Here is an 11,978-nt window from a genome sequence, read left to right on the forward strand (position 1 = left end):
CGATGGCGCGGCTGGAATTCGACGGCTACGCCAAGGGTGCGATCGAGAAGGTCGCGGTCGACATCAAGGATCTGGTGATCGCCGGCTGGACTGGCCGCGACGTGACGGCGCTCAATCATCATATCGAAGAGCTGAAAGCGATCGGCGTGCAGCCGCCGTCGCGCGTGCCGATCTACTATCGGGCCTCCGCGCAGATGCTGACGCAGGCCGACCGCATCCAGGTGCTGGGCGACGACAGCTCCGGCGAGGTCGAGCCCGTGCTGGTGGGCGCCGACAATCGCCTCTGGGTCACGGTCGGCGCCGATCATACGGACCGCAAGGTCGAGAGCTACGGCATCGCCGTCTCAAAGCAGATGTGCGCCAAGCCGATTGGCCGTACCGCCTGGCGTTTCGAGGAAGTCGAGCCACACTGGGACAGGTTGATGCTGCGCAGCTTCATCCAGGAAGACGGCAGGAAAGTCCTCTACCAGGAAGGTACGCTCGCCAAGATCCGCGATCCTCGCGAGCTGATCTTCGGCTGGAAGGACGAAAAGCGCCTACCGATGGGCGCCGTAATGTTCTGCGGCACCATGCCGGCCATCGGCGCCATCCGGCCCTCGCCGCGCTTCGAGATGGAACTCGACGACCCCGTCCTCGGCCGCAAGATCAGCCACGCCTACGAGATCGAGGCGCTGCCGGTCATCTCCTGATCGGAGACGAAGTCGACGATGGCTGCCACGACCGCGGGGTCGGCCAGAAGCCGATTGTGTCCGAGCCCGCGTGTCACGATCAGCTGCGCAGCCGGCAGCATGTGCGCCGACCGCGCCGCTTCGGCCACCGGCACCTGCCGGTCGGTCTGATCGTGGATCATCAACACGGGCATCTTCACTTTGCCAGCGACGTGGCGAACGTCGAAATCGGCAGCGGGCCGGCCGACATGCTTCTCGACGGAAGCGATGAAGGCCCGCGCCCCGCGCTTCGACAGGCCGACGGCCTTGGCGAACCGCTGCAGCTCGCGCTTCAGCGACGACGGCGCCGAGACCAGAGCCACGCGACGCGCCCCGCCGCGACGGGCGATGGAGAACAGGCTCATGGCGCCTCCCATCGAGTGGCCGACGACCGCATGGACCGGCCCGATCCGGTCGAGCGTGCGTTCGATGGCGGCGATGAACTTCACGGCTGTCAGCTCGTCGCCCAGCGAGTCACCGTGAGCCGGCACGTCGAGCGCCACGACGGACAGGCCGCGCGCCCGCAACGCCTCGAGAATTGCGCCGAACTGGGCGCGATTGCCCTCGAAGCCATGGACCAGCAGGACAGGGGAGATTGCCGGATCATTGTCGCCCCAGCGCCACGCCACCAGCCCGTCGCCGAGATCGATGCGCTCGTCAGCGTCGGGGACGGCCAGCACCGGCGGCGGCCGCACATGGCGCCGCGGCGTCAGCATCATCCGCCGGAAGAACGGCGCGACCAGGCCGGGTACGACATAGCTTGCGGCAGCCAGGGCCGCGATGGGCAGGGGAAGCGTCGCCATGGCAAACTCCCGATAAGTGCAACTGCACTTATCTGCGCTCCCGCGCCGCACGTCTCAAACGAACTTGCCTGCGAATTTACGTAACTTTTCTTCATGCATGGCTTGTCTGCAGACGCGGCCTTGCACGATCGGCACTGGTAAACGTACGTTCAGCGCCCTCGGGAGGATTCAGTGACGATCAAGGGCGCTTTCGACGGCATTACCGTACTCGACTTCACGCAGGGCATTGCGGGACCGCACGCCTCCATGCTGCTCGCCTTGCATGGCGCGGACGTCATCAAGATCGAACCGCCGGAAGGCGACTGGGGTCGCGCTCTGGGCGAGTTGAAGGGCGACCACTGCGCCCATTCCGTCGCGTTCAACCGCGGCAAGCGCTCGATCGCCCTCGACCTCAAGTCGCCGGATGGTGCGGCCGTCGTGCAGAAGATTGCTGCCAAGGCCCATGTGGTCATGGAAAGCTTCCGGCCCGGCGTGATCTCGCGGCTGGGCTTCGGCTACGAACAGATGAAGAAGCTGAACCCGAGCGTGATCTACTGCTCGGTATCGGGCTTCGGCCAGACCGGCCCCTACAGCAAGCGTCCCACGGTCGACGGGCTGATCCAGGCCTTCAGCGGCATGATGGTGATGAACAAGATGCCCGACGGCACGCCGTGGCGTCAGGGCATGATCGCCGTCGACGTGACCACCGGCCTCTATACCTTCCAGGCCCTGTCGACCGCCCTGATGCGCCAGTTCCGCTACAACGAGGGCTCCTACATCGATTCCAGCCTGATGAAGGCTGCCGCCGCCTTCCAGGGCGCCAAGCTGATGGAATGGGTGTTCTCCAAAGGCGCGCCGCCGGTGCTCTACATGCCGGCCGGCAGCTACAAGACCAGCAACGGCTACATCATGGTAAGCGCCATGCGGCCGCACCATTTCCGCCTGCTGTTCGAGCTGATCGGCCGCGACGACATCGCCAACGATCCCGACCTGCAGAGCCACGAGGATCGCATCAAGAACGCGCCCAAGATCATCAAGGCGCTGAACGAGACGATGCCCAGCAAGACCACCGAGGAGTGGATCGCGATCCTGCAGCCCAAGGACGTGTTCTGCGAGCGGGTGAACAACTACCAGGATTACCTCGACCATCCGCACGTCAAGGAGTCGGGCGCGCTCGACTGGATCGACCAGGACGGCTTCGGCCGTATGCCGGTCGCCAACATAGCGGGCCTGCCGCCGGCCTCGCAGCATGCGCCGCAGCAGCACGCGCCGCATATCGGCGAGGACGGCCCCGATATCCTGCGCGAGCTGGGCTACAGCGCCGGCGACGTCGACGCCATGCTGGCGCGCGGTGGTGTGCGTGCTCCCGCGCCGACCGTGAAGGCCGCGGACTGATTGCCGCCTCTCCATTCATATGGGGAGGGGCATGACGCGCCGGTTGACCTGGACCCTGTGAGCGAATGGGTGCCGGTCGTCGACAGAAGTCATCCGCCCGTCACCAGACGCACTGCGTTGCCGCAGGCATGGCCATCGAGGTGCTGGAAAGTGCGCCATCACCAAGATGGACCGGCTGCGCCTGCAACTGTCCACCCGTAGGAACGCTTTTCGCCACGCTTCGCAATGTTGCGGTAGGATTGCCGTCCCTCCCCATCGAGGAAAGTCGCCAGAAATGCACATCGGCTTGATCGGCGGCATCGGTCCCGCCGCAACGGATTTCTACTATCGCGGCCTGATCGACCGGCACACCAAAGCCGGCACCACACTCGACCTCACCATCGCGCATGCCGATGCACGCCAGATGACGGGCAATCTGGCGATCAACGACACCAAGACCCAGGCCGACATCTTCGCGCGGCTCGTTCACCGAATGGCCGCGGCCGGCGCCGAAGCGGCCGCGGTAACCTCGATGGGCGGGCACTTTTGCGTCAAGGACCTGGAAGCGATCTCGCCGCTGCCTCTCGTCAACGCCATTCCCGTGGTGAACGAGGCGCTGCGCGCGCGTGGCCTCAAGCGGATCGGCATCATCGGTACGCGCAACGTCATGGAAAGCGGCCTCTATGGCGGCATTACCTCGGTCGAGGTCATCCGTCCCGAGGGCGAGAAGCTGGGACAGGTTCACGATGCCTACGTGGCCATGGCAGTTCCCGGCCATGTGACGGAGGCGCAGCGCAGCCTGTTCTTCGAGATCGGTGCGGAGCTTTGCCGCAACCATGGTGCCGAGGCAATCGTGCTGGGCGGCACCGACCTCTTCCTGGCCTTCGCCGGTCATGACCCCGGCTTTCCCATCATCGACTGCGCCGACATCCATGTCGACGCGATCTACGCCAGGTCAGTGGGCGGCTGACGAACAGAAGGCCGGCGGGCCTGCACTTCGAAGATCGCCACCGGCTGCGTCCTGCCCCTCACCACCACAGTGTCGACAGGGCGCAAGGCATAGGCCCGGGCGTCGTCCAGCCGGTCCACAGCGAACTGCGAGACCAGCAAGGGCACACGATAGTCCTTGGTCAGGCTCTCCAGCCTTGCTGCAAGATTGACGGCATCCGAGATCACCGTGCCGTCCATGCGGTGCTGCTCGCCGATCGTGCCCATCATCAGGGAGCCGGAATTGAGGCCGATCCCGACGGCGACCGGCTCGGCGCCGGCCGCCCGCCGCGCCGCGTTGAAACGCTCGAGGGTCTCCAGCATCGCGAGGCCCGCGTGCACGCCGTCATCGGCTTTCTCGAACAGCGCCATGATGCCGTCGCCGATATACTTGTCGATGAAGCCGCCATGCCGGGCGATCACCGGCCCCATCTCCGCCAGATAGGCATTGATGAAGGCGAAGTTGTCGTCCGGCGACATCCGCTCGGACAGGGCAGTGAAGTTGCGGATGTCGGCGAACAGGATGGTCATGTCCTGACGTTTGTTGTCGCCCAGCACGACCGACCGGATGTTCGGCCGGCCGATCTTGGCGAGAAAGGCGCGCGGCACGAATCGCTCGATCGACAGATTGGTTTCCTTGAGATCCGTGATGGTTGTCCGCACGGCGTCGCGCATGGACGTGAAGCTGCGCGCCAGCTGCCCGATCTCGTCGCGCCGCGCGACATTGGCGATCTGCTGCTCGAGATCGCCCTCCGCAATGGCGCCGGCTTCGCGCCGCAAGGTGAACAGCGGATCGAGAACCTGCCGCTGCAGCAGCCGCGCGGCGAGCCAATAGATGAGCGGCAGCATCAGGGCCAGCACGACCATGGAGCTCACGAACACGTGGACGACTGCCTGGCGCGCAAGGCCGAGATCGAAGACCACCTTGCGGATCATCACCATCGCCCCAGGCCCATCGCCTTTGCCATCCGGCCCGGCGGCCTTGAAGACACTGTACCGGGTTGCCAGCCGAGTGGGCGCATCGGATGGCAGGTAGTGGCCGGCATCAAGGACCCTCTCGGCGATGACGGGATCGAGTTGCTCGCCGATATGGATCAGAGACCAGGCGCCTGTGCTGCTGACCAGGTAGACATCGACGTCTCGGACATAGGGATTGGAGTCCATGGCGTCGGCGAAGAGTTCCTCGAAGAAGTACCGGGCCATCCAGGCGAAATCGCTCTGCTGCAGCGTCTCGCGGACATCGGTCGAGGCTTCGATAATGTAGTCGCGGTCGGCCGGACCGAAGTAGCTGTAAGTCTTGAGCGTGTGGGTCAACGCCGACAGATCGATACCGGCGCTCCATACCCTGCCACTGCCCATCACCCTGTCGAGAAAGTCCGTGAGCCGCCCCTTGGGAAAAACCATGCCGAGATCCGAGGGCAGGTTGGTCTGGAACACCCGGTGGTCGCGGTCGATGAAGTAGAGGTGGCCGATGCCGTATCGGGTCGCCAGCGCGTCCATCTCGGCCGACGACAAAGTGCGCGGATCGCGGCCGGCCCGTTCGACGTCCGCTGCAATCTGCGGCAGCACCGTCTCCATATGCCGATGATTGCGCCGGTTCTCGCTCTGGAGCATGCGCTCGAACACGGCGAACCGCTCGCTGAGGCTCGCTTCGATCTTGCGCAGTTCTTCGGCCTGCGCGTCCGCGACCAGCCGGTACATGGCCAGCGACGCCACGATCATCGTCGCGAAGCTCGCGATCACCAGCACCGCGAGCAGGAACAAACCGGCCTTGCGCTTCATCCCGACGCGAGCGCGCCTCCTTTAGCGCTTCTAGCTATTCTGCCAGAGCCTCGTCGTATAGGCGCTCTCGACGTTGGCGTCGATCTGGGCGGCCACCTCGGCGCTTTCGCCGATGCGCGGGGCGATGATCTTTCCGAAGGAGATGCGGCCCGGCGCCGGCCACGCCTTGGGATCCCAGAGCTTGGCGCGCACGATCGAGCGGGCACAGTGGAAATAGCAGTGCTTGATGTGCACGCGGGTCGCCAGCAGCGCCGGTTTGCCGAGCGAGCTCAGCGACGCCAGCAGGTCGGCATCGTCGTAGAGTTCGGCCGTCCCGGAGATGCGCAGCGTCTCGCCGGTCGCCGGAACCAGCGCAATGATGCCGACCTTGCCGGTCGCCAGGATGTTGCTGAGGCCGAAGGCCAGATTGTTGCCGACCCGCTCTGGGATCAGCAGGGTCCGCGAGTCCTCGATGCGGATGAAGCCCGGCTCGTCGCCCTTGGGCGAGACCTCGATCGTACCGTCGGCCGCCGTCGTGCCGACCAGGGCGAACGGGCACCGTTTCAGGAAGTCGATCGACTGCTCGTCCAGCGCATCGAGAATCTTGCTGCGCGTCGCGGGTCGCGGCTCGGCAATGATGCGGCGAAGATCGTCCGTAGAACTCAGGCGCGCCATGAGGCAGGGCTCCCTTTAAGAATCGTTTGCAGCACAATCGACTACAAGGCGCCGGGTTTCAACCGCGCGCCTTATGGGGCCTCTCCAGCGCATCCATGTTGGCGTAGAGGCGGCGCAGCGCCTCCTTGAGCTGCGCCGCTTCCGCGGCCGCGAAACCTTGCAGCGCCACCTTCTCGTAGCGTTCGGCGATGGGCAGGAGGCGCCGGGTCAGGCGGCGGCCCTCTGCCGTGACATGCAGGACGACGACGCGAGCGTCGGCGGAATCGCGGCGGCGGGCCACCAGCCTCTTCTTCTCCATGCTGTCGACCAGCCGCGTCAGCGTCGATACATCGATCGACGTCGTCGCCGAGAGATCGCCCATGCGCCGGCCATCGCTTTCACGCAGAGCGGCCAGAACGCGCCAGATCTGCAAGGTGCCGCCCAGCGGGCGAACCTCCTCGCCGAAAGCAGTCGCAATCCGCGCGCCGGCGCGATTGAGCAAATAGGGCAGATAGGAATCGAGCGGCCCCATCGGCTCAGCTCGCAAAATGCGGCGCGATCTCGAGCATGAAGCGCTCCATCTGCTCCTTCACCAGCGCGTGCGGCTTCTGCCCGTAGTTGAAATAAAGGATCACCTCGGCGACGCCGGCCGCCTCGACCTGTTTAAGAGTGTCGACGATGTGCTGCGGGCTGCCGCACAGGATCGACTTGTCGGTCAGCTTCTCCGGCCGCATGTCGCGCAGGATGTTCACGATATCGACGAAGTACTTGTAGGTCGGCGGCACCTTCTCGCCCGACGACGAGGGGAAGGCTGCAATCAGCGCGTCCTGAAAATAGCGCACCAGCGCTTCCTTGCCGTACTGCTCCTCTTCCGGGGTCGCGGCGATGTGCACGAAGTAGGAGCACATGGCTCGCCGCATCGGCCGCTTGAATCTCGTCTCACAGGTCTCGCGATAGACGCGTACGGCGTCCGCCAGCGAGCCGTAGACCATGGCCGCGGCGAAGGGCGCATAGATCACGTTCCAGTCGTTCTTTGCCGCCAGTTCCATCGAAGGCCGCGAGAAGCAGGCGACGTAGGGCCGAAGCGGATTTTGCGCCGGCTTCGGCCGCACCTCGACATCCTTGAATTCGTAGAACTTGCCCTTGTGCGACCACTTGCCGGTTTCGGTCCAGGCCCGCCACACGATCTCGAGCCCCTCGGCGAACAGCTCGGCGGATTCTTCAAACGGCGCCTGGAACGGCTCGTACTCCTTGCGGTCGTAGCCGCGGCCGGCGGCGAAATCGACGCGCCCGCCGGAAAGAAGATCGAGCGTCGCCCATTCCTCGGCGACGTGCAGCGGATGGTGGACCGGCAGGAGCGTAACGGCCGGCGCCAGGCGCAGTTTCGTGGTGGCGCCGGCGAGCTGCGCCAGCATGGCCAGCGGCGAGGCGTTGACGCCCAGCAGGTTGAAGTGATGTTCGCCGATCCAGGCCGAGTTCAGCCCGACCTTCTCCGCCCACAGCGCCTCGGCAAAGATGTCCTTGAGGAAGTCCTCGGCCGAGCGCGTATTTCCCGGATAGCGGTTGTCACTCAGCGTGAAGTAGCCGAATTGCATGATCGCCTCCCTTTTCGGCGATCATCCACTCCTCTCATGTTACTTGCAAATGCAAATAACTTGTTCTCATTTAAGTGATCAGGACCCGGCGACCGGCGACGCGACCTCCGAGAGCGACACGACCCAGTCGCGGAAAGCCTTGATCTTGCGACGCCGGATCGCCTCGGGCGGGTAGACGAGATAGTAGGCGAAGTCGGAAGACCGCTTGAACTCGAACGGCACGACGAGGCGGCCGGCCTTGAGATCGGGCTCGACCAGCGGGTTTCGGCCGAGCGCGACGCCCAGCCCGTCCATGGCGGCCTGATAGGTCGCGAGCGCAAAGTCGAAGGAGAGGCCGCGCGAGGCATCGACGCCCTTCACACCGGCCGCAGTCAACCAGACCTGCCAGTCGTCGGGGAAGTTGATGCTGTGCAGGAGCGTGAAGCGCTTGAGGTCGGCAGGCTTCTTGAGCCCGTTCGGTCCCTTGACCAGCGACGGCGCGCAGACCGGCATCACGTCTTCGTCGACCAGCCGTTCCGCCACCAGATTCGGCCACTGCCCGCGGCCGTAGCGGATGCCGATATCGACATCCTCGCGAGAAAACTCGACCAGCGACGTTCCGGTGGAGATCCGGACGTCGATCTCCGGATTGGCGCGCTGGAAGCCGCCCAGCCTCGGGACCAGCCACTTCATGGCGAAGGAGGAGGTAGTCGTTACCGTGAGGTGACCGCCGCGATCCTTCTGCAGAAGCTTCTCGGTGGCCTCGTTGAGCTGGTCGAATGCCGACCGCACGGCCGGCAGATAGGCTTGGCCCGCTTCCGACAGTAGAAGCGAGCGATTGCGCCGCACGAATAATTTTAATCCGAGACGCTGCTCGAGGCCCCTCACCTGGTGGCTGATAGCCGCCTGGGTAACGCTCAATTCGTGAGCGGCATCTGTGAAACTCATGTGACGGGCAGCGGCTTCGAAAGCACGCAAGCCGTTGAGCGGCGGAAGGCTTCGCTTCATGGGGTTCCTATCGCATGAGGTATTTTAATCAAAACAGGACAAAGGGTCATTTGTAAAGGGGGGCCACGAAGCGCACATCACGCCCAGCACACGACAACATTTTTGGGAGAAGTCCCATGGCCAACATCTCGCTTCACTACAGTTCGAACGCCCCGCTTGCCGGCACCTTCGCGGCCTTTGGCATGATCCTCGCCACCTGGCGCCAGCGCACCAAGGAGCGCCGCGAACTCGCGCAGATCGACCCGCGCATCGCGCGTGATCTGGGGATCAGCCCGACGGAAATCCAGTTCGAGGTGAACAAGCCTTTCTGGCGCGGCTGATATCGAAATCCGGAGCGGGCCCGTCTTTACCCTGCGCGGGCCCTCCCTCTCCGGACACTGGCCGGCGGTCGATCTTCTGCCTCCCTGTCGACCGCCGGCTTTTTCTTTACCGCCGCTTTCTCTTTGACCGCGCCCCGGCCTCTGCTAGAGCCCGCGCGTGGCGCTTTCCGAACAACAAATACAGACCCTGGGCCGCGAGGCCCTGCAACGAGCCGCGGCGGGCGACTTTGCCGGCGCCGAAGCAGGCTTTGCCCGCATCGTCGACGAACGGCCCAATGGCGGCCAGGCCCTCCATCTCCTGGGGCAGATCCGGCTGAAGCTCGGCCGCTTCGCCGATGCGCGCGAGCCGCTGGAGCGTGCCGCCAAGTTCCTGCCGCGCGAAGCGACGGCGCAGACCAATCTCGCCGGCTGCCTGATGCAGCTTGGCCAGTACGAGCCGGCGCTGGAGGCATTGGCGCGGGCCGCGCGGCTGAAGCCGAACGATCCCGCGATCGCCCACAATACCGGCCGCGCACTCGAAGCGCTGGGCCGTGCCGAGGAGGCCGAGCGCGCCTACGATCTCGCGCTTTCCCTCGATAACCGCCTGTTGCCGAGCCTCAGCGCCCGCGCGGCCCTGCTGGCGGCGCGCGGCGAATGGGCTGGCGCCCTGGCAGATCTCGATACCGCACTGGTCAGCCGGCCGAGCGATCCGCAATTGCGGCTGCGGCGCGGCGAACTGCTGTTGCGCCAGGGCGACTGGTGGCGCGGCCTTGCCGATCACGAAGCCCGGCTGGAAATTCCTGGCGAACGCTACACCCCCGAATTGCCAAGTTGGCAGGGCGAACCGCTCGATGGCCGCCTCCTGATCTATCCCGAACAGGCCGATATCGAGAGCGAGGGGGCGCTGCGTGACGTGCTGATGCTCGCGCGCGTCGAGGGCGTCGTTCAATGTGCGCCCGCCCTCACCGGATTTGTCGCCGCGCCGACGATCTCGCGCGGCGAGCCGCTGGACAGCTTTGCCGCCGCAGCGCCGTTGCGCAGCCTGCCGCATCTGCTGGGCTGGTCGCTCGACACGTTACCGCCGCCCGTCGCGTTGAAGAGGCAGGCCGACCCGTCGTCGCGCATCGGCTGGTTCAGCCACCACGAGCCACCGGCCGGCCTTCACGTGGAGCGTGATGCGGCGCGCGTGGCGAGCTGTCGCCTCGTGGTCGGAGACGACACCTGGCCCACGCATCTTGCGGCATCGCTCGGAATCAGGACGCTGTTTCTTGTGCCGCGTATCGCAGACTGGCTCTGGGGACCGAGGCTCGGAACAACATCCTGGTATGCGTCTGCCGAACTGCTGCATGACGAGGACAGCGAGGGACTGGCGGCGCGGCTCGCCGGGTGCTGATATCCGCCTCCTGCGGCGGAAACTCAACCCAAAGGCCAACCCCATGGGCAAGACCCTGTTCGACAAGATCTGGGACAGCCACGTCATCACCGACCTCGGCAACGGCTTCGTGCTGTTGCACATCGACCGGCTATTGCTTCACGACATGTCCGGCGGCAAGGCGCTGAAGGAAGCGATCGACAAGGGCTATCCGCCGGCACAGCCGCGCCTGGCCTACGGCACGCCCGACCACACCATGTCGACGCAGCCGGGCCGGACCGAGAAGACGCATCCGCCGGGCGAGCCGCTGATCCTGTCGATGCGCGAGACCACCCGCGCCTACGGCATCAAGCTGTTCGATCTCGGCCAGGACGGACAGGGCATCGTACATGTCATGGGGCCCGAGCAAGGGCTGACCCTGCCCGGCACCACGCTCGTCTGCGGCGACAGCCACACTTCCACCCATGGCGGCATGGGCTCGCTCGCCTTCGGTATCGGTTCTTCCGAACTGGTGCATGTGATCGCCACGCAAACGATGGTGCAGCGGAAGCCCAAGCGCATGCGCGCCAGCTTCGAGGGCCAGCTGATGCCCGGCGTCACCGCCAAGGACATGATCCTCCACCTGATCGGCGAACTCGGCACCGCCGCCGGCACGGGCTACTCGGTCGAGTATGCCGGCTCGGCCGTACGCGCCCTGCCGGTCGAGGCGCGCCTCACGCTCTGCAACCTCACCATCGAGATGGGCGCACGCACCGGCATGGTGGCGCCGGACGACACGACCTACGAATACCTGAACGGCCGCGACTATGCGCCGAAGGGCGCGATGTGGGAGCGCGCCGTGGCGCACTGGCGCACGCTGCCATCCGATCCCGACGCCGAGTTCGATCGCGAGCACACGGTCGACATGCAGCATGTCGCGCCACAGATCACCTGGGGCACCAGCCCCGAACATGTCATCGTCGTCGACCGCGCCATTCCCGATCCCAGGACCGGCCCTGAGGAAAAGCGCGGGGCCTGGGAAGCGGCGCTCAAGTATCAGGGCCTCGAACCCGGCAAGCCCATCGAGGGCACCAAGGTCGACTGGGTGTTCATCGGCTCGTGCACCAACTCCCGCATCTCCGACCTGCGCGCTGCGGCCTCCATCGTGAAAGGACGACACAAGGCGGATCACGTTACGGCCTGGGTCGTGCCCGGGTCCGTCCGCATCAAGCAGGAGGCCGAGGCCGAAGGGCTGGACCGCGTGTTCCTCGACGCCGGCTTCGAATGGCGCGAGCCCGGTTGCTCGATGTGCCTTGCCTCCAACGGCGAACGCGTGCCGCCCGGGAAGCGCAGCGTCTCGACGTCCAACCGCAACTTCGTCGGCCGTCAGGGCCCCGGCGCGCGCACCCATCTCGCGAGCCCGGCCATGGCGGCGGCGGCCGCCATCAAGGGCACCATCGCCGACGTCAGGAAGATCTGAT

At 65.5% G+C, this 11,978-nt stretch carries 12 protein-coding genes; 6 read left to right on the plus strand and 6 right to left on the minus strand.

The genetic code is table 11. From position 1 onward, the window contains the following. Window positions 1-2: 2 nt before the first annotated feature. Window positions 3-689, plus strand: a complete 687-nt coding sequence (locus BN60_RS23500; RefSeq protein WP_020698619.1) for a DUF2848 domain-containing protein — start codon at window positions 3-5, stop codon at window positions 687-689. Here the strand turns inward: BN60_RS23500 and BN60_RS23505 are convergent. Continuing rightward, window positions 656-1,510: an alpha/beta fold hydrolase gene (locus tag BN60_RS23505; protein WP_020698620.1), complete on the minus strand. Its 855-nt coding sequence runs from the start codon at window positions 1,508-1,510 to the stop codon at window positions 656-658. The two genes, BN60_RS23500 and BN60_RS23505, sit on opposite strands and share 34 nt — an antisense overlap. A 171-nt stretch (window positions 1,511-1,681) precedes the next feature. Here BN60_RS23505 and BN60_RS23510 point away from each other — a divergent pair, with 171 nt between their 5' ends. Further along, window positions 1,682-2,884 (plus strand): CaiB/BaiF CoA transferase family protein, encoded by a 1,203-nt coding sequence (locus BN60_RS23510; RefSeq protein ID WP_020698621.1) that lies wholly within the window; start codon window positions 1,682-1,684, stop codon window positions 2,882-2,884. A 274-nt stretch (window positions 2,885-3,158) separates the two neighbouring features. Then, window positions 3,159-3,833: an aspartate/glutamate racemase family protein gene (locus BN60_RS23515; protein WP_020698622.1), complete on the plus strand. Its 675-nt coding sequence runs from the start codon at window positions 3,159-3,161 to the stop codon at window positions 3,831-3,833. Here the strand turns inward: BN60_RS23515 and BN60_RS29220 are convergent. From BN60_RS29220 to BN60_RS23540, 5 genes are all read right to left on the minus strand, one after another. Continuing rightward, window positions 3,809-5,632 carry an adenylate/guanylate cyclase domain-containing protein gene (locus BN60_RS29220; RefSeq protein WP_020698623.1) on the minus strand — a complete coding sequence of 608 codons (1,824 nt, stop codon included), beginning with the start codon at window positions 5,630-5,632 and terminating at the stop codon, window positions 3,809-3,811. The two genes, BN60_RS23515 and BN60_RS29220, sit on opposite strands and share 25 nt — an antisense overlap. A gap of 30 nt (window positions 5,633-5,662) precedes the next feature. Then, entirely contained in the window at window positions 5,663-6,286 is a 624-nt protein-coding gene (locus tag BN60_RS23525; protein WP_020698624.1) for an MSMEG_1061 family FMN-dependent PPOX-type flavoprotein, read from the minus strand. Window positions 6,287-6,344: 58 nt separating this feature from the next. Continuing rightward, a complete protein-coding gene (locus BN60_RS23530) occupies window positions 6,345-6,797 on the minus strand; it encodes a MarR family winged helix-turn-helix transcriptional regulator (protein WP_020698625.1) in 453 nt (150 codons plus the stop codon). Window positions 6,798-6,801: 4 nt separating this feature from the next. After that, window positions 6,802-7,860 carry an LLM class flavin-dependent oxidoreductase gene (locus tag BN60_RS23535; protein WP_020698626.1) on the minus strand — a complete coding sequence of 353 codons (1,059 nt, stop codon included), beginning with the start codon at window positions 7,858-7,860 and terminating at the stop codon, window positions 6,802-6,804. Between the two features lie 78 nt (window positions 7,861-7,938). Next, window positions 7,939-8,847: a transcriptional regulator GcvA gene (locus tag BN60_RS23540; protein ID WP_020698627.1), complete on the minus strand. Its 909-nt coding sequence runs from the start codon at window positions 8,845-8,847 to the stop codon at window positions 7,939-7,941. Window positions 8,848-8,963: 116 nt separating this feature from the next. Here BN60_RS23540 and BN60_RS23545 point away from each other — a divergent pair, with 116 nt between their 5' ends. From BN60_RS23545 to leuC, 3 genes are all read left to right on the plus strand, one after another. Further along, window positions 8,964-9,167 (plus strand): DUF1127 domain-containing protein, encoded by a 204-nt coding sequence (locus tag BN60_RS23545; RefSeq protein WP_020698628.1) that lies wholly within the window; start codon window positions 8,964-8,966, stop codon window positions 9,165-9,167. 157 nt (window positions 9,168-9,324) lie between these two features. Continuing rightward, window positions 9,325-10,539 carry a tetratricopeptide repeat protein gene (locus BN60_RS23550; RefSeq protein WP_020698629.1) on the plus strand — a complete coding sequence of 405 codons (1,215 nt, stop codon included), beginning with the start codon at window positions 9,325-9,327 and terminating at the stop codon, window positions 10,537-10,539. A gap of 43 nt (window positions 10,540-10,582) precedes the next feature. Beyond that, window positions 10,583-11,977, plus strand: coding sequence for a 3-isopropylmalate dehydratase large subunit (gene leuC, locus BN60_RS23555; RefSeq protein ID WP_020698630.1), 1,395 nt, complete (start codon window positions 10,583-10,585; stop codon window positions 11,975-11,977). Window position 11,978: the final 1 nt, after the last annotated feature.

It is taken from the genome of Reyranella massiliensis 521 (assembly GCF_000312425.1).
In the GTDB taxonomy this organism is placed as follows: Bacteria; Pseudomonadota; Alphaproteobacteria; order Reyranellales; family Reyranellaceae; genus Reyranella; species Reyranella massiliensis.